This window comes from Dysgonomonas sp. UBA7710 (assembly GCF_002482385.1).
GTDB lineage: Bacteria > Bacteroidota > Bacteroidia > Bacteroidales > Dysgonomonadaceae > Dysgonomonas.
This window is the reverse complement of sequence record NZ_DLFW01000038.1, coordinates 83,452-106,641: the sequence shown is the minus strand read 5'-3', so window position 1 is coordinate 106,641 and position 23,190 is coordinate 83,452. Positions and strand designations below refer to the sequence as shown.

Genomic DNA, 23,190 nt, shown 5'->3' with positions numbered 1-23,190 from the left:
TTATTTCATTAAATTATTATCCTATCTGGCTGCCCGGAGTTACGTCTTTAGGCGGCTGTATCAATGATAGTGTTCCATCACTGTCTTCCACAGACAATAACATTCCCTGCGATTCCACTCCTTTCAGTTTACGCGGTTCAAGGTTAGCAACAAAGCATACCTGTTTGCCTACAAGGTCTTCGGGTTTATACCATGCGGCGATACCCGATATGATTGTACGTTTGCCCATTCCGTCATCTATAAGGAACTGGAGCAGTTTATCAGCTTTCGGCACTTTTATGCATTCCAATACTTTACCTACACGAAGGTCGAGCTTGGCAAAATCATCGAATGCTATATTTTCTTTCTGAGGAGCAACCTTTATCTCCACAGCCTGTTCATTGGCTTTCTTTGTGTCAAGCAACTTTTGTATTTGTTTTTCGATCGTTTCATCCTCTATCTTAGAGAATAGCAGTTCTGACGGGTTCAACTGATGGCCTGCCGGTAATAAATCTATTCTGCCCAGTTGCTCCCATGTCAGATTATCCTTATTGATAAACTGCCGGATTTTCTGCACGCTGAACGGTAGGAATGGTTCGAAGGCAATAGACAAATTTGCAGTCAGTTGTAATGCGATATTCATTATAGTTTCCACGCGTGCCATATCTGTTTTAGCCACTTTCCACGGCTCGGTGTCTGCCAGGTACTTATTCCCGATACGGGCCAGGTTCATTGCTTCTTTCAGTGCGTCGCGGAAACGGAATGTCTCAAGATACGATTCCACCACTTCTTTTACATCGGCAAATTCTTTCAGGGTTTCTTTGTCGTAATCGGTCAACTCGTGTATTTGTGGGACTTTGTTGTCGAAATATTTTTGAGTAAGTACCAGCGCACGGTTGATGAAGTTTCCGAGTATGGCAACCAGTTCGTTGTTGTTACGAGCCTGAAAGTCTTTCCACGTAAAGTCATTATCCTTAGTTTCAGGAGCATTTGCCGTAAGCACATAACGCAGGATATCCTGCTGTCCCGGAAAATCGTCGAGGTACTCATGCAGCCATACAGCCCAGTTGCGTGATGTGGATATTTTATCTCCTTCGAGATTCAGGAATTCGTTTGCCGGAACGTTTTCAGGTAAGATAAACGAGCCTTCTGCTTTCAGCATGGCCGGGAATACAATGCAATGGAATACGATATTGTCCTTGCCGATAAAGTGAAGCAATTTTGTATCTTCCGATTTCCACCATTTCTCCCAGCTGTCAGGTAACAATTCTTTTGTATTCGATATATAACCGATAGGTGCATCAAACCATACATAAAGCACTTTTCCCTTGGCATCCGGCAGAGGAATAGGTACACCCCAATCGAGGTCGCGGCTTACGGCACGGGGTTGTAATCCCATATCGAGCCATGATTTGCATTGACCGTACACGTTCGGCTTCCATTCTTTGTGGTCTTCGAGTATCCATTGACGGAGCCATGCCTCATGCTTATCGAGAGGCAGGTACCAGTGTTTTGTTTCGCGCATTACAGGTGTCGAACCTGAAATTGTGGAACGGGGGTTCTTCAGGTCGGTAGGGCTTAAAGATGTTCCGCACGATTCACACTGGTCTCCGTATGCGTTCGGATTGCCGCAATGCGGGCATTCACCCATTATATAGCGGTCGGCAAGGAACATTTGCGCTTCTTCGTCGAAATATTGTTCACTTGTCTTTTCTTCAAAATCTCCGCTTTGGTATAGTTTGAGGAAAAAGTCAGAAGCTGTTTGCTTATGTATCTCCGAACTTGTACGCGAATAGATATCGAAAGATATGCCGAAGTCCTCAAACGATTTTTTGATTATAGCATGATATTTATCTACGATATCCTGTGGCGTCACACCTTCTTTCTTGGCGCGTATGGTAATAGGTACGCCATGTTCGTCAGAACCTCCGATGTGTATTACTTCCTGACCTTTCAGCCTGAGGTAACGCACATAAATGTCGGCAGGGATATAAACGCCTGCCAGATGCCCGATATGAACAGGCCCGTTGGCATAGGGGAGGGCCGATGTAACGAGGGTTCTTTTGAATTTCTTAGTCATATAGTATATTGTTTTATATTTTTTCGGAATATCAGGATGCAAAGATAAAAACTAAAAAGGAAAAGATATTTTTTTTATAAATTAATTCGTTTCTATTTTCCATGTTAAGAAGATTATATAAACAAATCGGTCTGTCCGGATGTTAACTAACCGGAGATATAGATGCAGCTTTTTAACAATTTATTCATCTATACAGTATAAATGACTAAATATAGGTATTAATTAAAAATAAGGAAAAATGAAGAACTTAACAAAAACAATGCTGACACTACTTTCGGTAGCCGTATTATTATCATTCACAACTTCGATGAATGCACAGGATAAAAATAATGATATAGAAAAGGTTCTGGCCCCGTTCCCTAATGCCGGAGAAGGAATGGTAAGACACGTAATAGAAATGAAAAAGAAATCTGACGAATCATTATACAAAGTAGAAATTATCCCGGGAAAAGTGATGAGCGTAGATTGTAATCATCACTCGCTCATGGGTAAACTGGAGGAAAAAGACCTGCAAGGTTGGGGATATACTTATTATGAGTTTACTTCTGACGGGCAAACCCGTTCTACAATGATGGCTTGTAACAAACCAAACGAAAACAAGTTTGTAAGCGGCCAGACTCTTATTGTAAGATACAACAGCAAATTGCCAATTGTAGTATATGCACCAAAGGGTTATGAGGTGAAATACAGAATATGGAAAGCCGATAAAGAAAAAAGTTCGGTAGAGAAGTAAGTGTTAGTAATATAAAAGAAGGAGCCTGAATCCATACCGGAATTCAGGCTTTTCTATTTTACAGACCCAGTGTCTTCTTCAATGCCTTATACCCACTCAGGCTTATCCGCACCTGCCCTCCGTTTTTCAGTTTCAGTAACTGGCTTTGCTTGTCATAGAGTTCTATCTGGGATATAAATTCTATATTGACTATGCTGGAACGGTGTACCCGTACAAATTTATCCTGAGGCAAGCCGCTTTCGAACGATTTCATAGTTTGTTCTTTCAGGAATTTGCCTTTAGTAGAGTGTATCATTACATAATCGCCTTCGGCCTGTAAGTGTATGATTTCGGATACCAGAACCACATCTATTTTTTGTCCGTTTTTTACGGCTATACGTTCCAGTATTTCATTACTTTCGGTCTCAATTGCCGATTCCGGTATACTGCCCGGAAGTTCTTTGCCTCCTTTCTCATCATCAATCGTTATATCGGCAATCTTATCTTCCGGTATGTACATTCGTGTAAATGTCGCTATTGTAAGGCTGTATATCAGTAATGCCACTACAATGCGTATCGGAACCGTGTGCACTAGATCGGCCCAGTCTCCTTCGGGAAATACCAGATATAGTACCAGAAATTCGATACAGATCCAGCATGCTACAAAAAGTATAGCCAATGCGCTGTAATTGATAAGCTGCTGCCTAACCGGAAATGAAGAAATACGACTGTATTGCGCTATATTCCTTAACAAAAGAAGCAAGCCCGAAAGTACGGTTCCCGATATGGCAGAGTCTGTTATCAATACATATTCGGATACATCCACCAGCGGCTTTATACATATATATAGAGCAATGGCTGCTGATGACGCAATAAGAATATGTATATAAATCAGTTTGCGGTTTTCCATTTTCAGGATATTAGTTTCTTATTTCGCCGCTTCCGAACATAGCACTCCCTTTGATTACCAGACGTGGCACACCGATTTCTGATATTTTATCGCTGGGATGATACCGTTTGTCTTCGAAAGAGCCTAGTAAAGAACTGCTTTTTAATTCTACGGCCCAGTCGGATGGTGTATATATGACAATGCTGCCAAACATCACATTGGCTTCAAGTATGCCAGCAAATTCGCTAAGATTTGCCCGGCGCAAGTCTATAATCAGTTCTCCGAACATTACATTGGCCTCTCCTCCTTTGAAGTTTTGTGAGAGAACTATTTGTTCAGAGCTTCCGAACATCAGATTTTTGTCTACATAGTCGGCGCTGTTTTGCTCTGCCGGATTGTAATGGTCACTTGTTGACTCATGCCTGTATTCTTTGTTATAGTCCTTTTTGGGTGAAGGAAAAGAACGGCTTATTACCAGAAGAACTCCTCCCGCAATAAGTAAAACAGGCCAATATGTTTTAATATCGACATCGAATCTTACAAAATATTCGGGGAATACGCTGCACAAGACAGGATAAATGAAAAAACAGCCGATAGCTATAAGAAAGAAGGCTCCGACAAATTGCCTTTTTAACAAACTCCATATACCTAATACGATCAGGAGCATCTGCCAGGATATAAGTATCCGTTTATATTCTATAGGTATAATACCAAGATTGAGAAACAGGTATATTCCGCCAAAAAGAATAAGAAAAAGAGCGAATCCGATTCCATTTCCCCGGCCTCTCTTAAATAGGTATTTATCTTTAAAATCTCTTTCCATAAGAATAAGTTTTATTGGTTTCTGATACAAAAATACATCTGCTATAGTTTACAGGCAACAATAAATCGATAAACAAATACTATTTCCCGATGAAATCGGTATGCTAATACGCCAATGCGCTAATATGCCGATGTGAAAATGTGCCAATCAACTAAAATTTGAACAAGCTCTAAGTTGTATTAAATATTTATTGACAGATACTCCTGAAAAATACGTCATTAATTTTTATAGATCACTTATTTGAGAAAAGATCGGGATAAATCTGACAGATAGTTGGCAGTCAACTTAGCAACTTGTGTCCCGTCTACCTGTGTCTCATTTACTTATAACTAAAATTTATCAAAACCAAATATCTTTATCTGTATAAGAAACTAATTATTAAACATTAATATTTAAGTATCTTATGAAGTATAAAGAAAAGATCGCAACAGAGATTATCCGGATGATAGAGCAGGACTTGTGCAGCATTTCCGAAATCTGCAAATCATTTAAGATCAGCCGTAAGACATTTTATGAATGGAAAAAAGAAAAGCCCGAATTTAAAGAAGCGGTAGAAGAAGCTATCGACCACCGCGAAGATGTGATGATAGCCTCGGCGCGCATAGGCCTGAAACAATTGCTCGAGGGATACATACAGAAAAAAGAGAAGATCAGCTATATCCCCGATAAGAACGATCCGGCGAATGATGTGGAAAAATGCCGTGTAGTGGAAAAGAAATTCTGCCCGCCGAGTATTCGCGCGATAAAATACGTACTCGACCGCGAAGAAAGGAAGAAGGATAAAGACCAATTACTGGCATCGGAACGCCATCCGCTGGTCATAGAAGTACAGGACGAGGAAACCAGACGGCAACTGATGATATTGAAAGGGAACGGTTTCCGTTCGGGCGGGTCGCTCAATCCGGAAGTAGTGGCGGCCGTGGATAAGGAATTGGAAGAGGAAAGCAAAGTGAAAAGTGAAGAACGAAAAATGAAAAGTGAAGAACTAAAAGTGAAAGGTGAAGAACTAAAAGTGAAAAATGAGCAAGGGCAAGTTATGGAACAGCCGCCTGCCATACAACCATCTGCCGCTCCGGTAGAGAAGCCCAAGGTGAATCTTTATCCGTTTCTGCCGCCGGGATATACATCGAGAACGGATTGAGGAAGGGGGAAATAATAAGTGAAAAACGAAAAGTGAAGAACGAATTGAAAATCGGCGGAGCCAAAAGCGAAGAACGAAAAATTATACGAGATACAAGTTGTTAACTGCTAACTGTTTACTGTTTACTGGTATTTCTGTTACCTTTGTTACCTTTTGAAAGTAGTAAGTATTGAGTAATAAGTTGAAAGTTATATGAGATACGAGTAGACAAGACACGAGATACAAGTTGCTAATTGCTAACTGTTAACTGATGACTGAAAATACTGTTACTTTTGTTACCTTTTACTTTCTCTGGTCTTCTCTTTTGGGATTAAGGGCTGTTAACATAGAATGCACCCTGTAAAAAGAATCTGAAACAATGGGGCGGTACTTAAAATATTTTTAACTTTGTAACTCGAATATTGTTATTAAACATACGGAAATAATAAAATAGGTCTGCGACCTAAAAAAACAGATAGAATGTTGACGCTGAAAACCATTAGTGAGAATCCGGAGCTGGTTGTTAAAAAGCTGGCAAAGAAGCATTTCGACGGAAAAGAAATAATAGAGAAAGTACTGGATATAGACCAGACCAGAAAGAAAACGCAAACAACACTTGATGCAAGCCTTGCCGAATCCAATAGTTTATCCAAACATATCGGGCAACTGATGAAAGAAGGAAAAAAGGCTGAAGCTGAGGCCGCAAAAAACAGGGTGTCGGAATTGAAAGGCGAGAATAAAATACTTGAAGATGCTTTGCGTCAGGCGGAGCAGGATTTACAGGATTTATTGGTACTTATTCCCAATCTTCCTGCAGATGAGGTGCCTGAAGGTCGCACCCCAGAAGATAATGTAGTGGAACGTACCGGTGGCACGATTCCCGATTTGGGGGAAAATTCCCTTCCTCACTGGGATTTAGCAAAGAAATATGATTTGATAGACTTTGAACTTGGTGTAAAGATATCGGGTGCAGGTTTTCCTGTTTATAAAGGGAAAGGTGCACGCTTGCAACGGGCATTGATTAATTATTTTCTGGATAAGGCACGTGAGGCAGGATATCTCGAAGTACAGCCTCCTTATGTAGTAAATGCTGCGTCGGGATATGGTACCGGACAGTTACCGGACAAAGAAGGTCAGATGTATCATGCTACTCTCGATGATTTATATTTGATACCGACGGCTGAAGTTCCGGTAACTAATATTTATCGTGATGTAATTTTGGAAGAGAAGGATTTTCCTGTAATGAATACCGCTTATTCGGCTTGTTTCCGCCGTGAAGCAGGATCATACGGAAAAGATGTGCGCGGGTTGAACCGTTTGCATCAGTTCGATAAGGTAGAGATTGTCCGTATCGATAAGCCGGAACATTCTTATCAATCATTGAAAGAAATGGTGGCTCATGTTCAGTCTCTGGTTGAAGAGTTGGGATTGCCTTGGCGTATTCTTCGCCTGTGTGGTGGAGATATGAGTTTTACTTCGGCTCTTACATTCGACTTTGAAGTATTCTCCGCAGCACAACAGCGATGGCTGGAAGTAAGTTCTGTATCGAACTTCGAAAGCTATCAGGCCAACCGATTGAAGTGCCGTTACCGTGATGCTGATAAAAAGATACAGTTGGTGCATACTCTGAACGGAAGTGCTTTGGCTTTACCGCGTATAGTTGCAGCTTTACTGGAAAATAATCAGACAGCTGAAGGTATTCGTATACCGGATGCATTAGTCCCGTATACGGGTTTTGAATTTATTAATTAAAGTGAAAAAGGAACTATTTGATTCAAGAAACTGTTATTTTAAATAGTTAATGTATTATTTTTGTGCTAATTGTTAAAACTAAGATAATTATAAAAAGTTATGAATAAAAAATTAATTGGAATCGGATTGGCTATTGCCTTTGTTATAGGTTTTGGTTCATGTAAGCCAAAGCAAAGTGCCTATAAATCGGTGTACGAGGCAGCTAAAGAAAGGGATGTGGAAGATAATACAACATCGGCTGCTGTTTCTAAACCGGCACAAACCACGCCAACATATACTGCAAGTTCTAACGAATCGGTGAGAAAAGAAAAAGTTACTCCGGTATATGAAAGCGATGCGTCTGGACTGAAAGCGTATAGTGTCGTAGTTGCTGCTATGGCAATGAAACCCGGAGCGGAATCATTGAAAGAAAGATTCGGAAACGATGGTTACAATATTATTCTGGCTCGTAACGAACAGGGTATGTACCGTGTGATTATTGCAAGTTACGATTCTAAGGAACAAGCTGTAGCAAAGAAAAACGAAATTCTGGCAAAATATGCGGAATTGGGAGAACCTTCCACATTAAAGGCTAAATATGGTATTCCATTCAATGACTGGTGGATACTTCAAAGAGAATACTAATCGACAGATAAATACAATAAAACAGGGGGAGCAATTAATGTTCTCCCTGTTTTTTGTAATCTTATTCAAAAAAAATTATCTATATGGGGAGGGAGAGAAATCCCTGCTGAATTTTTAAAATTGTTATGTAATTATAAATAGATATAAGGAAGGAGCTAATGTTATCTGGTTAAAAGAGGTGGACTTTTGTGAGTTTCTTATATAAGTATATTGTTTCCTTTTGTTTTTTTCTATCTTTGTATATTAAACAGCAATAAAGGTTTACTATTTCATTCGCAAACACATGGATTTTATGAAAATATCGGTACACACAACTTTACTTTTAGCTTTTATCTTTTTTGCTTTACCATGTAAATCTCAGAAAAATAGAGATAAAAAATATAAAAGTTTTTATCATTCTGTGAATAAAGCATACGGAGCAATGCCGGTGCAAACCAGCCGGGTTACTGACCCGGATATTATAATCGAAAAAATTACAGCAGCAGAGTTAGACTCAGTGATAAAAAATCAGATAGGAGTAACAGACATTATGCAAGGAGGGAAATCATTATTGCATCCGGTTGTTACATTAGAATTAGATCCTTATTCTTCAGCATCTCAGGCTCTATTTGGCTGTGTTGAAACCCCGGACAGAATTCCTCAGGTAGGGAAAGGTGTTCCGGAACCGAAAATCCAGAGTTTTCCAATGGTGAAGAAAACCCGTATAACCGCATCGGCTACCACTACTTCCGCGAAAAAAACAGCGGAACCTGAGCGTACAACCAAAGTCCCGTCAGGGACGCCAACTCCGGCAGTGGCTGCTCCGAGAGTTGCCAGAACAGTTCCGAATGCAGAAATAGCAACTCCAGCTTCAAAACCATCGACATCATTCCGTGTATTTAATGATTCTGATTGGAAACTATTCCGTTCTGTAGATGTGCAATTGGTAGATCAGGCAGATAACGGATTTATGAAGAAATATGCTATTGTACTTGGCTCTTTCAAAAGCCTGAATAATGCAGAATTTATTAAGCGGACATTCAACGGGGTGGGAGAACGCTCTACAGTCGTCAGGAGTAATCAGGGAATATATTATACTTTATTAGGTAGTTATGACTCTGAGAGAGATGCTATTCAAAAACTGGAAGAAGTAACAAGAAAATATACAGAAGGAGTTTCAAAGACAAGGCGCATAAGCCGTTTTGGAATACCACTCGACGATTTGTGGATTTTGATCCTTAAATAAGAGAATTAGAATAAATTGAAAGAATGAGGATAAAATTCTTGGGGACAGGGACGTCTACAGGAGTTCCTGAAATAGGATGTCAATGCGAGGTGTGTACTTCCGGTAATATAAAGGACAGACGCTTGCGAGCGTCTGTCTTGGTGAGTATAGATGGCATAAGATTGTTGATTGACTGTGGCCCGGATTTCAGGGAGCAGATTTTGCCTGAAGAGTTTGCACCTATTGATGGGGTACTACTTACGCATGAACACTATGACCATGTTGGAGGATTAGATGATTTACGACCGTTTTGCAGATTTGCGGATGTTGATATTTACGCCAATAATATAACATTAGATGCTCTAAGAAAGCGGACTCCTTATTTCTTTCTGGAACATAAGTATCCCGGCGTTCCTGCGTTACTATTACATGAAGTATATAAGGATAGACCTTTCACTATTAAGAATGTGGAGGTGCAGCCCATAGGCGTAATGCATTATAAACTTCCTATTCTGGGGTATCGCATCGGCAATTTTGCATACCTGACAGATGTGAAGTTTATTCCGGAAGGAGAGTATTCCAAATTGGAAGGCTTGGATGTGCTGGTTATAAATGCATTGCGTATCGGGGAACACATATCACACTTAAATTTGTCACAAGCATTGGGTGAAGTAAAAAAGATAGCTCCAAAGAAAACTTACCTTATTCATATGTCGCACGGTATAGGTTTGCATGATGTAGTGCAGCCGGCACTGCCTGATAATGTGTTCTTATCCTATGATGGACTTGAGGTATTTATATAGTGATACCATATTTACAATTCTTCGTCTTTCTTTTTCCTGACAGTCCAGCCGAAGCCCCCGATTTTATTACCCAGTTCGTAATACTGGCCGTGTGAATAAGCTATGGGATTTGCATCTTCGAGACTGAACTTGCCCGTTGTGCTGTCAATGTATTTCTCGTCGGCTTTTACGTTTACCACGTCGGCTATAAACATATCATGTGAACCGAGGCTAAGTATTTCTTTTACCCGGCATTCTATATTTAAAGGTGATTCTTCAATGATTGGAGCTTGTATGACCGAAGCTTTCCCCACAGTCAGTTTCATTTCTTCAAATTTGCTGAAGTCTTTCCCTGATCTGACGCCGCACCAGTCCGTTGCATACGCCAATTCTTCGGTGGTAATATTTATCACGAACTCCATATTCTGTTTGATAATATTATAGGAATGGCGTTCGGGACGGATTGATATATAGCACATTGGCGGATTAGTACATATGGTTCCCAACCAACTAAGCGTAATGATGTTGTATTCGGCGGGATTGCTGCCGCAACTAATCATGGCAGCAGGTAAAGGGTATATCAGTGTTCCCGGTTTCCAGTCTTGTTTCATTTCAGGATAATCTCGTCTTTCTTTATTTTTACACTGCAATAATGACATTGCAACTCAATATTCTCTCTGTCAATAACATCGAATTTAGTGGGCATAGGTTCATTATTGGTAATACACTTGGGATTATTACACTTCATTATGCCCTTTATTTTCCGAGGAAGGATAACCCTTTTCTTCTCCACAACCGTGTAGTCTTTAATGATGTTTAATACAACATTAGGAGCAATTAAGGCTATCTTATTAATGACTTCTTCTTCAAAGAATTTGTCGGAAATCTTGATGATACCTTTGGTATTCATCTTTTTGCTTTCCAGATTATTACCGATGGTAATAGGATTACTCAGCTTTTCCAACTCAAGTAGTGATACTACCTTGAAAACTACATTTGAGGGTATATGGTCTATAGCTGTACCATTACAGAGGGCGGCTACCTGTAATTCTTTCCTTTGTTCTTTCATCTCTTGATTGCGATTATTCTACATTAATATTCAAAGCATCACATATAACGGCTTCACGGGTAAAAACTCCGTTCTTTGCCTGTTCAAAATAATAGGCTTTAGGACTGTCATCCACATCCTGTTGTATTTCATTTACGCGAGGAAGAGGATGTAATATTCTCAGGTTCTCTTTAGTATCCGCTATCATATCTTTCTTGAGGATATATACATTCTTCACCTTTTCGTACTCCATCAGGTCTGTGAAGCGTTCGCGTTGTACGCGGGTCATATAAAGTATATCCGCATTGTTTATCACTTCCGGAGAGAAATCTGTGTATTCTTTATACTTTATATTGTGCGAATCGCAGAAGTTTTTGTATGTTTCGGGTAGTCTTAATTCTTCGGGAGCTACAAAATTGAATGTAGGATTGAAGTGCGACATCCCGATTATAAGGGAGTGTACTGTGCGTCCATACTTTAAATCACCGACAACTGTTAGTTCAAGATTCTCCAGCGTGCCCTGCGTTTTGAATATGGAATAAAGGTCGAGCATCGTTTGTGTCGGATGCTGGTTAGCTCCGTCCCCGGCATTAATGATGGGTATAGAAGATACTTCCGACGCGTAGCGTGCAGCCCCTTCGAGATGATGACGCATAATGATAATATCGGCATAGTTATTTACCATGGCAATCGTATCTTTAAGTGTTTCCCCTTTCGAAGAACTGGTGGTGGCAGCATCGGAAAAACCTATGATGCGACCGCCCAGCCTGTTTACTGCAGTTTCGAAGCTAAGGCGTGTACGGGTAGAGGGTTCGAAGAAAAGGGTAGCACAGACTTTACCTTCCAATAATCTCCGGTTAGGATTCTCATCAAACTTTTTAGTCAAGTTGATTATTCTCAGAATATCTTCTTTAGAATAATCTGTAATGGATACCAGGCTTTTGTTGCACATATGTTTAATCAGGTTTTATATTATATCAAAAAAATCCCCGAAAAAGAGAACTTCTTCGAGGATAAATTATCTATATATTAAAATAGTTGTTGCAAATAAATAGATTGTCTTCGGGTATAAAATGATGATCTCGCATATATTTTCGTTTCATGACAATCTTTATTTTATTATTTTTCAAAGATAGATACTTTTTTTGAGATAATTGATTTATTTATTTCTTAAATAGTAAAAAAAAGAAGCCCCGAAAAGGGACTTCCAATTTATGTGTTTGATTACATTTCCAGATCCACATCGAACAATTCATGCCAAGGCAGGCCTTGTTTATTCAGTTGCTCCATAAATGGGTCCGGATTAAATTCTTCTACATTATATACTCCCGGTTTGCGCCAAAGGCCTTTCATAAACATGATTGCACCGATGGTCGCGGGTACGCCGGTAGTGTAGCTCACCCCTTGCGCGCCCGTTTCTTTGTAGGCAGCTTCGTGGGAGCAGTTGTTATAGACATAGTAGGTGCGTTCTTTCCCATCTTTTATACCTTTGATACGGCATCCGATAGATGTTTCACCTGTATAATTTTCTCCTAATTCACCCGGATCAGGTAATACGGCTTTCAGAAACTGAATAGGAACGATTTCCACTCCGTTATAGATAATAGGGTCGATACGTGCCATACCTATATTCTGTATAACACGCAAATGTGTGAGATACTCTTGTCCGAATGTCATCCAAAAACGCGCACGTTTCAGTGTCGGGAAGTTTTTGACAAGCGATTCCAACTCTTCGTGATAAATTACATACGATTCTTTTGGTCCGATATTCGGGTAATCCAATGGCTTGTGTATGGCATGAGGTTCAGTTTCCACCCATTTGCCATCTTCCCAGTATTTACCTTTCTGGGTAACTTCACGTATATTGATTTCCGGATTAAAATTGGTAGCAAAAGCTTTTCCATGATCGCCTGCATTACAATCCACGATGTCGAGGTAATGTATCTCATCGAAGTGATGTTTGGCGGCATAGGCTGTGAATACACTGGTAACTCCGGGATCGAATCCACAACCCAGTATTGCCGTGAGCCCGACTTCTTTAAACCTCTCTTGATAAGCCCATTGCCAACTGTATTCGTATTTAGCTTCTTCTTTCGGTTCATAATTGGCTGTGTCCAGATAATTGACTCCACAAGCAAGGCAGGCATCCATTATTGTCAGGTCCTGATAAGGCAATGCGACATTGATGACCAATTCCGGTTTGAAAGAATTGAATAGCCTCTTCAGATCTTCAACATTGTCTGCATCAACCTGCGCTGTCTGTATTTTATTCCCACCTATAGCCTTAGCAATAGCATCACATTTCGATTTTGTACGGCTAGCCAGCATTATTTCGGTAAAGACATCCATATTTTGGGCAACTTTGTGCGCTACAACAGTGCCAACACCTCCGGCTCCGATAATTAAAACTTTTCCCATTTCTTTATTTTAAGAGGATTATTTTATAATGAATAAATTCGCTTTACAAAAATACGATTAAAAATGATAAATAGAAAGTATCTGTTTTCAGATTTAGGGGTAGTCTTGCTATTAATGATGCGCTTTACGGGATAGTTCTTTTGAATGTTTGATAAGATGTGTCTTTCAGTGTTCTTATTAACGTATATCTACAACTAATTAAGCAAAATATCTCTCATTTCAAATAATCCGTAGAATATTTAACTATTTAAAACATTGTAGTTAACTAAGATTTAAAAATGATAAGCATACTTATTTTTTTTGTTTGCAAAAATACTATTAAAAATTTATATTGTTTATATTTGCGACGACATTATATAGAGGAGTCTGGTGCCATAAATTATATAGAAAGGTCTTCAATATTTACTGATTCTCCAAAAGTTTTATTAATTTTAAAACTTTTATAAAAAGTGGTAGGGAATTGCTGGGGCAATTCTTCGAGACTTGCATAGTGCATACTTTTGAGCAGACGGAAATAATAGAAAATAAATAATAAATAGAAAGCTTATGTCACAAATTGTTGGGCATGTATCTCAAATAATCGGACCGGTGGTGGACGTGTTTTTCGACACAGCCAACCCTGCATCGAACTTGCCGAATATCAATGATGCCCTTGAAATTAAAAGGCCTGATGGTCGCTCTTTGATTCTCGAAGTTAAACAACACATAGGCGAAGACACTGTACGTGCCGTAGCTATGGATAGTACCGATGGCCTGAGCCGGGGATTGGATGTGATACCTTTGGGCTCACCTATCAGAATGCCGGCAGGAGATCAGGTAAAAGGTCGTTTGATGAATGTTGTAGGGGATGCTATCGATGGTATGAGTACCTTGGATAAGACCGGAGGGAACCCCATTCACCGGGAACCGCCAAAATTCGAAGAACTACAGACTACACGCGAAGTTCTTTTCACCGGAATTAAAGTAGTGGACTTGCTGGCCCCATATGCAAAAGGAGGTAAAGTAGGTTTATTCGGTGGAGCCGGAGTTGGTAAGACAGTGCTAATCATGGAACTTATTAATAATATTGCTAAAAAGCACAATGGTTATTCTGTATTTGCAGGGGTAGGGGAGCGTACCCGTGAAGGGAATGACCTGTTGCGTGAAATGATAGAATCGAAAGTTGTCCGTTACGGAGAAGAGTTTGAAAAAAGTATGGAAGAAGGCCATTGGGATTTGTCTAAAGTAGATTCTAAGGAACTTGAAAAATCCCAGATCTCACTTGTATTCGGACAGATGAACGAGCCGCCGGGAGCACGTGCCGACGTAGCCCTTTCGGGACTGACTATAGCCGAATCGTTCCGCGATGCAAAATCAGACGGGCCAAAAGATATCCTTTTATTTATTGATAATATATTCCGTTTTACACAAGCCGGTTCGGAAGTTTCGGCCTTGTTGGGACGTATGCCTTCGGCGGTGGGTTACCAGCCTACGCTCGCTACGGAGATGGGGGCGATGCAGGAACGTATTACTTCTACTAAGAACGGGTCCATCACATCGGTACAGGCAGTGTATGTACCTGCCGATGACTTGACCGACCCTGCGCCTGCGACAACATTCTCCCACTTGGATGCTACGACCGTTCTCGACCGAAAGATCACCGAGATGGGTATTTATCCGGCCGTGGACCCGCTGGGTTCTACTTCCCGAAGCCTCGACCCTATTGTTGTAGGTCAGGAGCATTACGATACAGCCCAACGCGTGAAAGAAATACTTCAGCGCAATAAGGAACTACAGGATATTATTGCCATTCTGGGTATGGAAGAACTTTCCGATGAGGACAGGCAAACTGTGAACCGTGCAAGACGTATCCAACGTTTCTTGTCCCAGCCGTTTAATGTAGCAGAGCAATTCACCGGAGTGCCGGGTGTAATTGTTGATATTCAGGATACTATCAAAGGTTTCCAACGAATATTGGACGGAGAAGTGGATTATTTACCTGAACAGGCATTCTTGAATGTAGGAACAATCGAAGATGCTATAGAGAAAGGTAAGAAAATACTGGCTCAGGCGGCGGAATAATTAGCAAATTCGAAAATTTGGAAATTAGCAAATAGAATTTACAAAAGTGTTGTAATCTGCTAATCTGCTAATTTGCTAATATACAAATTAAAGAATATGAAAAAAACAGAACTCCAACTTAATATTATATCAGCCGAAAAGAAACTGTTTTCGGGTGCTGTGGCTTCGGTAGTCATACCCGGTATCTCGGGCAGCTTCGGAGTTTATCCCGACCATGCACCGTTGATTTCACCATTGAAAGAAGGTGTAATTATTTACACGGCCGGCGGATCGGAAAAAACAGAAGAAGTGAATGGCGGTATAGCAGAAGTGAACAACGGAGTTGTGACAATTTGCGTAGCTTAAAGAATGGACTTTTTTAAAGCCAAATTAATTACTTCGTTACTGGCATTCGGCCTTATCGCAGGGGCTTTGATCGGTGCTTTGCTGTACTATCAGTTTCCGCAGTATTATCCGCACTGGTACGAAGGTATTTTGCTCTTTTTTCTACTGTTAGAATCTTTGATCCTCGTCTATGTAGAATCATCAAGCCGGAAGGCTACTTCGCGGCAGATGTTGAATACATATATGCTGACAAAGGTGATAAAGATATTTGCAGCACTCATTTTTGTTGGGGCATATGCAATTATAGTTAAGGAAAATATAAAGAGTTTCGTTCTTATTTTTATGATTTTCTATCTGTTGTTCCTGGCCTTTGAAGCCTATTTGTTCACCAGAATAGAAAAACGGATAAAGAAAAACAACAATAGTATATGAAACACTATTTGAAATATGTTACAGCCATAGTCTTTCTGTTTGCAGTCGCGGGCATGCAGCCTGTAGTGGCGGAAGAAGGACATGAAGCCAAAGTGGAGCAGGAAGAAGGCGAATTGAACGTAAAAGAATTGATTCTCGACCACCTGGCCGACTCCTATGAATGGCATATGGCTAGTTTCGGCGATTTCCATCTGAGTATCCCTTTGCCAATTATAGTAAAGGGTGAAACCAGCGGGTGGCATATATTTATGTCAACCAGATTCCATCACGGGCACGAAGCATACGAAGGCTTTTATATTGCTCCCGATGGTAAATATAAAGGCAAAATAGTAGAAAAGAATGCTGCAGGAGAAGAAGTGCGTCCGTGGGATTTTTCACTTACCAAGAATGCGACCAGCCTGATAATCAGCTCTGTCTTATTACTCGTTATAGTAATGAGCGTTGCCGGTTGGTATAAAAAACAGGCGAAAAGCGGGGAAAAGAAAGCTCCGAAAGGTTTTGTCGGTTTCATGGAAATGTTCATAATGAGCGTTCAGGATGATATCATCAAACCTTGTGTGGGTAAGAATTACAGGAAGTTTTCGCCTTATCTGCTTACCGTATTCTTTTTCATCTTCTTCAACAATATAATGGGATTGATCCCTATATTTCCGGGAGGGGCGAATGTGACGGGTAATATTGCCATCACGCTGATACTGGCACTGTTTACATTCTTTACAGTAAACCTTTTCGGGACAAAGGAATATTGGAAAGAAGTATTCTGGCCCGATGTGCCGACATGGTTGAAAGTTCCGATTCCGATTATGCCTGCTATCGAGTTGGTAGGTGTCTTTACCAAGCCGTTTGCATTGATGATTCGTCTTTTTGCCAATATCCTTGCCGGACACTCCATTGTACTGGGATTGACATGCCTTATATTTGTTACGGTCAATCTGGGAACTGTCATCAATAGCTCGATGACTGTAGTTTCTGTATTGCTTACAATTTTTATCAGTCTGGTAGAAATTCTGGTTGCATACATCCAGGCGTATGTGTTTACTATGTTATCGGCTGTATTTATCGGTCTGGCACAAGCCGAACCGCATCATCACGTAGAAGAAAAGCATTAAATTGATTAGCCAATTTGAAAATGTGCCAATATGCCAATGAAACGAATTTAAAGAAACAATAAAACCAGTTTACTCATTCACTTGTCAACTTGTGTTTGACTTGTGATTTGTAACTCGTAACTCGTAACTAAAATAAAACAATAAATAATTAACTAATTAAAAGTAAAAATTATGTTACTATCAACTTTATTACAAGCAGCAGAAGCTGCAAGCTTAACAGGTTTTGGTGCTGCACTTGGTGCAGGATTAGCTGTAATCGGAGCAGGCATCGGTATCGGTAAAATCGGTAGTTCTGCTATGGAAGGTATTGCCCGTCAACCGGATGCAGCCGGAGATATCCGTACATCCATGATTATTGCGGCAGCGTTAGTAGAGGGGGTTGCCTTGTTTGCTGTTGTTGTATGCGGATTTATCCTTTAATAAATATTTAAGGATTTAAGATTTAAGGATTTAAAAATGTGATAATAACGCTTTAATCTTTAAATATTAAATTTTTAAACATTAAATTAATAAAAATATGAATTTACTATTACCTGAATCTGGGCTTCTCTTTTGGATGCTTCTTTCGTTCGGTATTGTTTTCTTCATTCTCGCTAAATTTGGTTTCCCTGTGATTACCAAAATGGTGGATGAACGCAAAAACTATATACAGGACTCATTGGATGCAGCTCATAAAGCGAATGAGCAGTTGGCCAAGATAAAAGAAAAAAGTGATGAACTTCTTAACTCGGCCAAAGCAGAACAGGTGAAGATCTTGAAGGATGCTGCCGACACCCGCGACCGTATTGTAAACGAAGCGCGTGAACAAGCAAAAGTGGCTGGGGCTAAAGAACTCGAAGAAATAAGGAAACAGATACAAGCGGAAAAAGAGCAGGCTATCCGGGACATTCGTCGTCAGGTAGCCGAGCTTTCCGTCGATGTGGCCGAAAAAGTTCTTCGCGAATCTCTGAAAGACCCAAAAGCTCAGATGTCAATGATTGATCGCCTGGTTGATGAGGCTATGGTATCTAAATCTTAACTGTTATGAATGAAGGGATGATCTCTAAGCGATATGCTAAAGCGTTGTTGCAATTTGCTATCGACAATAAATCCGAAAATATTCTCTTTTCGGAGATGAAGGTGCTTGCAGCTGCATTCGCAGCCGAGCCCCGGTTGCGTATGGCAATGGATAATCCTACGTTGAACGCTGATGATAAACTCGCGCTGATTAAAGCCTCCATAGGGGGAAAGGGTAGCGATGTATTTGTCCGGTTTGTCGATCTTGTTGTGAAAAATAAAAGGGAAGTATATCTTCGGAATATAGCATTGAGTTATGTGGACTTATATTGTGAGTCGAAGCATATCAATACAGGAAAACTGGTTACAGCTACGTCTGTAGATGCTGCTGTAATAGAAAAGATGAAGGGATTGCTGCAAACAATCAAACCCGGAACCCTTGATTTTGAAACAAGTGTAGATCCTGATATCGAAGGAGGATTTATCCTTTATATCGATACATACCGGCTCGATGCCAGTGTGAAGACTCAGCTGAAGCAGATTAAACAACAGTTTGTCGCCGAAAACAGTAAGATGATGTGATATATGCCAATATGCCAATATGAAAATGAGCTAATGAAACTCATAATTCATAATTTATAACTTATAATTAAATTGATTTATGTCTGAAAATATAAAAGCAAGCGAAGTCTCTGAAGTGCTGAAAATGCAGCTTGAGAACATTAGCAACCGCGTACAATTCGACGAGGTGGGTACTGTTCTTGAAGTCGGGGACGGTGTTGTTCGCATATATGGACTGAAGAATGCGGAAGCTAACGAGCTTCTTGAGTTCGACAATGGCATTATGGCCGTTGTGATGAACCTCGAGGAAGACAATGTGGGAGCCGTATTGCTTGGCCCGTCCGATCAGATCAAAGAAGGTTTTTCGGTAAAACGTACAAAGAGAATTGCCTCCATCAATGTGGGTGAAGGAATGCTCGGACGTGTAATCACCCCGCTTGGTCAGCCGTTGGATGGAAAAGGTCCTATTACGGGCGAACTACTCGAAATGCCGTTGGAGCGCAAAGCTCCGGGGGTTATTTATCGTCAGCCTGTTGCGCAGCCGTTGCAAACAGGTCTGAAAGCTGTGGATGCCATGATTCCGATAGGTAGAGGTCAGCGTGAGCTTATCATTGGTGACCGCCAGACCGGAAAAACAGCAATCGCCATCGATACGATTATCAATCAGAAATCGAACTATGAAGCCGGAGACCCTGTATATTGTATTTATGTAGCTATCGGTCAGAAAGCTTCGACAGTAGCCAATATCGTTGAAACACTTCGTGAAAAAGGCGCGATGAAGTATACCGTTGTTGTTTCTGCTACGGCAGCCGAACCTGCGGCCTTGCAGTATTTCGGCGCATTTGCGGGAGCTGCTATCGGAGAGTATTTCCGTGATACAGGCCGTCATGCCCTTGTGGTTTATGATGACTTATCTAAGCAAGCGGTAGCTTATCGTGAAGTGTCCCTGATTCTTCGCCGTCCTCCGGGTCGTGAAGCTTATCCGGGAGACGTATTCTACTTGCACTCACGTTTGTTGGAGCGTGCAGCCAAGATTATCAGTCAGCAGGAAGTTGCCGAGCAAATGAACGACTTGCCCGAAAGTCTTAAAGGTAAAGTAAAAGCGGGAGGTTCGCTTACCGCATTACCTATTATCGAGACTCAGGCGGGTGACGTGTCGGCATATATCCCTACTAATGTGATTTCTATTACCGACGGTCAGATTTTCCTTGATGTTGACTTATTTAACTCAGGTTTGCGCCCTGCTATTAACGTTGGTATATCCGTATCGCGTGTGGGTGGTTCGGCTCAGGTGAAGGCGATGAAAAAAGTGGCCGGAACATTGAAGATAGACCAGGCTCAATATCGCGAGCTGGAAGCATTTACTCAATTTGGAGGGGATCTGGATGCTGTAACGGCAATGACTATCGACAAAGGTAAGAAAAACACCCGGTTGCTTGTTCAGCCGCAATATGCGCCAATGCCGGTGGAACGCCAGATTGCAATATTGTATTGTGGTACAAACGGGTTGTTGAGGCATGTTCCTGAGGATAAAGTTCATGACTTTGAAACTGAATTCCTGAGAACATTGGAAATGCAGCATCAGGCAGATGTATTGGACCAACTGAAAAAAGGTGTTATCAACGCGGATATAGAGAATATTATTAAGCAGGTTGCGAAAGATACAGCCGCTCAATATAGAAAATGATTGAATTATGGCATCTCTTAAAGAAATAAAAACCAGGATTACTTCGGTAAAAAGCACAAAGAAGATTACTTCTGCGATGAAGATGATAGCATCATCCAAGCTTCACAAAGCTCAGGCTGCCATCAGCAACTTTCTACCGTATCAGGCAAAGTTGGATGCCATTCTGACTAATCTGCTTTCTTCGGATACAAGTTACGATTCACCTTTTACTCAGACAAGAGATGTGAAAAGGGTTGCAATAGTAGCTTTTGCTTCCAACTCTTCGCTGTGTGGAGCCTATAATGCCAATGTTGTGAAGGAGTTTAATGCTACATACAACAAGTATAAAACTTTAGGTAAGGACAATATCCTCATATATCCTATAGGTAAAAAAATAGCTGATGCTGTGAAGAAGCAGGGGCTGGTATCCCAGGGAGATTATAAGGAAATGGCCGATAAGCCATCATACGTGATGGTGCAGGATTTGGCGAAAGATTTAATAAAGAAGTATATTGACAGGGAGATAGATGAAGTGGTTTTGATATATCACCACTTTATATCTACTGGTTCCCAGAAACTGATAAATGTACTTTTCCTACCTTTCGATCTTAGTCGTGCACAGCCGGATGAAGCTGCAACCAAAAATGCTGTTCAGACCGATTATATTCTTGAACCTTCGAAAGAAGAGATATTGGAGAGTCTGATTCCTACTGTGCTATATTCGCGCCTCTATGCAGCATTGCTGGACGCCAATGCGTCGGAACATGCTGCTCGTACAATGGCTATGCAGATAGCCTCGGATAATGCGGATGAACTTGTTCAGGATTTGATAATCCAATACAACAAGTCCCGTCAGCAGGCAGTGACTAACCAGTTGCTGGATATTATCGGCGGAGCTTCGGCATTACAGGGATAAAATATTCTAAGTATATAAGAAGGGATTGTTTCATATGAAGCAATCCCTTCTTGTTTTTTAGTATTCCGGTTCATCGTGCCTGACAGAATTATTCTTCAGCAATACTTTTCCATCTGCGTACTAATGCTGAAACAAGATACATGATGAGAATTACAAAAGGAATATTTATCCACAGCATTGTCACAAATTGTTCGTCTTTTCCATAAAAACGATCATTGTAGTTTCGGGTTAGTTCTTCGAAAGCAACAAGTATAGCATAAATTAATGGGACCAGGCACGGTGTCATCCATATCAGGAGGTTCATATAGATGCCCGAGCGGCCTTTATTTCCATTAGTAACGATTTTAATTATGGTTTTCGTTATCAGAATCAGGAATAACAATAACCAGAGTGATATCATGAGCATAGTTATTACTTCCGAGCCCATTCCTCTGTTTATTTCATAGATGCCCGCGGCTGAAAGCACCGATATAAATATAAGGACACCTGTAGAGATAAGCATTATCAGCCACTGCTTTCTTCCTGTAACCCTGAATGAGAAGATAAAGATAGATGCTGCCAGCGACATATACAGGCATATCAGGATTATTGCTTGCAAGTCATCGTTGTAGTTATAATCGTAATAATCCAGTACATGACTGTATCCGGCCGATAATTCCCGGTAAGGGAGAGACAATGGTGTTTGTGTACGGTAGTTGTTTTCCGGATAGCCGGTAATCGCATCGGAAACTGAGTCGGCAGCAACGGCAACCGGGTATTCATCTGTATAGTAAACCTCGTCATCGTTGAGCTGGTAGTTGGCTATGACCGTCGAACTATTCACAGGGAAGAAAGGAGGATTGTATATTCTTTCCAGCCATTTGTCGGGGGTGAGTTTTATAGGGAAACCATGTCTTTTTTGAAGTTTCTCAAAAGCGAGCATAATGGCATATATACTATCTTTTTGACCATTGAGAAGCCATTTTTTTACTTGTTCCTGGCGGTTTATTTTTTTCCTTTCGGAAGCCTCAATATCCTGTATATCCTTTTGGTAGTAATAAATGTTGGAATTGTAATCTTTATAAAAAAGGAGAGATGGCCCGGTATATCCTTCTATCCTGATGCCATCGTTACGTTTATAATCGACAGCGTACAGGCTTAGGTCGAGAGTATCCGGGTCTAAAGCCATATTGTGAGGGATGGGAATGGGTGTATCATAACTGCTGTTGTAAGAAAAATTGTCCGTTTCGTTTGGTATCAGTACGCGAACCTTATCCAGTAATTCCATTGCTTTGACGGCTTCATCATAACTTGTTGCAGAGTTCCATTTAAATATATAACCCTCAGTAAGTGTAAGCGGAATACATGAAATACATGTGGTGATAACGAAGATCATCAGCCACTCTCCATATAATTGCCCTGTTTTTTGGGGATAGAATATCTTAAATCCGTTGTTCCTGTTATAAAATATTAGCCAGCCAATGAAAATTAATAAGCTAATGAGTATGGACGTAGGATAGAGTATTCCTAAATCGGACGAAGGAGAATAATAATAAGCTTTTCCGAACGAAATGTCGGTTGATAGATAACCGATTCCGAAGATAATAAGATGGGCTACTACCAATATAAGCAACATGGGAATTATCCTTATATTCCATATATTGGGGTAATGTAATAGCAGATATTTTTGTATATTCTTTGTCATGATGATATTT

At 40.6% G+C, this 23,190-nt stretch carries 23 protein-coding genes; 15 read left to right on the top strand and 8 right to left on the bottom strand.

What is annotated here, in order from left to right; genetic code table 11:
- Positions 1 to 16 precede the first annotated feature (16 nt).
- Entirely contained in the window at positions 17 to 2,089 is a 2,073-nt protein-coding gene (gene metG, locus B3317_RS11965; protein WP_291111776.1) for a methionine--tRNA ligase, read from the bottom strand.
- A gap of 208 nt (positions 2,090 to 2,297) precedes the next feature.
- Between metG and eco the strand changes: the two genes are divergently transcribed.
- The gene (gene eco / locus B3317_RS11960; protein WP_291111767.1) at positions 2,298 to 2,792 is read left to right on the top strand and encodes a serine protease inhibitor ecotin; all 495 of its coding nucleotides are present in this window, start codon (positions 2,298 to 2,300) and stop codon (positions 2,790 to 2,792) included.
- 58 nt (positions 2,793 to 2,850) lie between these two features.
- Here the strand turns inward: eco and B3317_RS11955 are convergent, their stop codons facing one another.
- On the bottom strand, positions 2,851 to 3,681 hold the full coding sequence (locus B3317_RS11955) for a LytR/AlgR family response regulator transcription factor (RefSeq protein WP_291111765.1): 831 nt from the start codon (positions 3,679 to 3,681) through the stop codon (positions 2,851 to 2,853).
- A gap of 10 nt (positions 3,682 to 3,691) precedes the next feature.
- On the bottom strand, positions 3,692 to 4,483 hold the full coding sequence (locus B3317_RS11950; RefSeq protein ID WP_291111763.1) for a LiaF transmembrane domain-containing protein: 792 nt from the start codon (positions 4,481 to 4,483) through the stop codon (positions 3,692 to 3,694).
- A 403-nt stretch (positions 4,484 to 4,886) separates the two neighbouring features.
- On the opposite strand from B3317_RS11950, the gene B3317_RS11945 reads away from it, so the two are divergent.
- The 5 genes from B3317_RS11945 to B3317_RS11925 all read left to right on the top strand — a co-directional run bounded on the left by B3317_RS11945 (position 4,887) and on the right by B3317_RS11925 (position 9,986).
- Positions 4,887 to 5,624 (top strand): phBC6A51 family helix-turn-helix protein, encoded by a 738-nt coding sequence (locus B3317_RS11945; RefSeq protein ID WP_291111761.1) that lies wholly within the window; start codon positions 4,887 to 4,889, stop codon positions 5,622 to 5,624.
- A 459-nt stretch (positions 5,625 to 6,083) separates the two neighbouring features.
- Positions 6,084 to 7,355, top strand: a complete 1,272-nt coding sequence (serS, locus tag B3317_RS11940) for a serine--tRNA ligase (protein ID WP_291111759.1) — start codon at positions 6,084 to 6,086, stop codon at positions 7,353 to 7,355.
- A gap of 99 nt (positions 7,356 to 7,454) precedes the next feature.
- The gene (locus tag B3317_RS11935) at positions 7,455 to 7,979 is read left to right on the top strand and encodes an SPOR domain-containing protein (protein WP_291111757.1); all 525 of its coding nucleotides are present in this window, start codon (positions 7,455 to 7,457) and stop codon (positions 7,977 to 7,979) included.
- 400 nt (positions 7,980 to 8,379) lie between these two features.
- Entirely contained in the window at positions 8,380 to 9,204 is an 825-nt protein-coding gene (locus B3317_RS11930; RefSeq protein ID WP_291111755.1) for an SPOR domain-containing protein, read from the top strand.
- Between the two features lie 23 nt (positions 9,205 to 9,227).
- Positions 9,228 to 9,986 (top strand): MBL fold metallo-hydrolase, encoded by a 759-nt coding sequence (locus tag B3317_RS11925; protein WP_291111753.1) that lies wholly within the window; start codon positions 9,228 to 9,230, stop codon positions 9,984 to 9,986.
- A gap of 11 nt (positions 9,987 to 9,997) precedes the next feature.
- On the opposite strand, the gene B3317_RS11920 is transcribed toward B3317_RS11925, so the two are convergent.
- The 4 genes from B3317_RS11920 to B3317_RS11905 all read right to left on the bottom strand — a co-directional run bounded on the left by B3317_RS11920 (position 9,998) and on the right by B3317_RS11905 (position 13,431).
- A complete protein-coding gene (locus tag B3317_RS11920) occupies positions 9,998 to 10,576 on the bottom strand; it encodes a flavin reductase family protein (RefSeq protein WP_291111751.1) in 579 nt (192 codons plus the stop codon).
- Entirely contained in the window at positions 10,573 to 11,034 is a 462-nt protein-coding gene (pyrI, locus tag B3317_RS11915) for an aspartate carbamoyltransferase regulatory subunit (protein ID WP_291111749.1), read from the bottom strand. Before pyrI ends, B3317_RS11920 begins: the two co-directional genes overlap by 4 nt.
- A gap of 13 nt (positions 11,035 to 11,047) precedes the next feature.
- A complete protein-coding gene (gene pyrB, locus B3317_RS11910; RefSeq protein WP_291111747.1) occupies positions 11,048 to 11,965 on the bottom strand; it encodes an aspartate carbamoyltransferase in 918 nt (305 codons plus the stop codon).
- A gap of 272 nt (positions 11,966 to 12,237) precedes the next feature.
- Positions 12,238 to 13,431 (bottom strand): saccharopine dehydrogenase family protein, encoded by a 1,194-nt coding sequence (locus tag B3317_RS11905; protein ID WP_291111745.1) that lies wholly within the window; start codon positions 13,429 to 13,431, stop codon positions 12,238 to 12,240.
- A 546-nt stretch (positions 13,432 to 13,977) separates the two neighbouring features.
- On the opposite strand from B3317_RS11905, the gene atpD reads away from it, so the two are divergent.
- The 9 genes from atpD (at position 13,978) to B3317_RS11860 (ending at position 21,496) form a co-directional block, all read left to right on the top strand.
- Positions 13,978 to 15,492: a F0F1 ATP synthase subunit beta gene (atpD, locus tag B3317_RS11900; protein ID WP_291111743.1), complete on the top strand. Its 1,515-nt coding sequence runs from the start codon at positions 13,978 to 13,980 to the stop codon at positions 15,490 to 15,492.
- A 96-nt stretch (positions 15,493 to 15,588) separates the two neighbouring features.
- Positions 15,589 to 15,837, top strand: a complete 249-nt coding sequence (gene atpC, locus B3317_RS11895; RefSeq protein WP_291111741.1) for an ATP synthase F1 subunit epsilon — start codon at positions 15,589 to 15,591, stop codon at positions 15,835 to 15,837.
- Between the two features lie 3 nt (positions 15,838 to 15,840).
- Positions 15,841 to 16,248, top strand: a complete 408-nt coding sequence (locus B3317_RS11890; protein WP_291111739.1) for a hypothetical protein — start codon at positions 15,841 to 15,843, stop codon at positions 16,246 to 16,248.
- Positions 16,245 to 17,357, top strand: coding sequence for a F0F1 ATP synthase subunit A (gene atpB / locus B3317_RS11885; protein WP_414647496.1), 1,113 nt, complete (start codon positions 16,245 to 16,247; stop codon positions 17,355 to 17,357). Before B3317_RS11890 ends, atpB begins: the two co-directional genes overlap by 4 nt.
- A 171-nt stretch (positions 17,358 to 17,528) precedes the next feature.
- On the top strand, positions 17,529 to 17,777 hold the full coding sequence (atpE, locus tag B3317_RS11880; RefSeq protein ID WP_006799681.1) for an ATP synthase F0 subunit C: 249 nt from the start codon (positions 17,529 to 17,531) through the stop codon (positions 17,775 to 17,777).
- A gap of 97 nt (positions 17,778 to 17,874) precedes the next feature.
- On the top strand, positions 17,875 to 18,375 hold the full coding sequence (gene atpF / locus B3317_RS11875) for a F0F1 ATP synthase subunit B (protein WP_006799680.1): 501 nt from the start codon (positions 17,875 to 17,877) through the stop codon (positions 18,373 to 18,375).
- Between the two features lie 5 nt (positions 18,376 to 18,380).
- Positions 18,381 to 18,935 (top strand): F0F1 ATP synthase subunit delta, encoded by a 555-nt coding sequence (locus tag B3317_RS11870; RefSeq protein ID WP_291111736.1) that lies wholly within the window; start codon positions 18,381 to 18,383, stop codon positions 18,933 to 18,935.
- Between the two features lie 79 nt (positions 18,936 to 19,014).
- Entirely contained in the window at positions 19,015 to 20,601 is a 1,587-nt protein-coding gene (gene atpA / locus B3317_RS11865) for a F0F1 ATP synthase subunit alpha (RefSeq protein WP_291111734.1), read from the top strand.
- 7 nt (positions 20,602 to 20,608) lie between these two features.
- Positions 20,609 to 21,496 carry a F0F1 ATP synthase subunit gamma gene (locus tag B3317_RS11860; protein WP_291111732.1) on the top strand — a complete coding sequence of 296 codons (888 nt, stop codon included), beginning with the start codon at positions 20,609 to 20,611 and terminating at the stop codon, positions 21,494 to 21,496.
- 88 nt (positions 21,497 to 21,584) lie between these two features.
- Here B3317_RS11860 and B3317_RS11855 read toward each other — a convergent pair whose 3' ends face one another.
- Positions 21,585 to 23,180: a hypothetical protein gene (locus B3317_RS11855; RefSeq protein WP_291111730.1), complete on the bottom strand. Its 1,596-nt coding sequence runs from the start codon at positions 23,178 to 23,180 to the stop codon at positions 21,585 to 21,587.
- Positions 23,181 to 23,190: the final 10 nt, after the last annotated feature.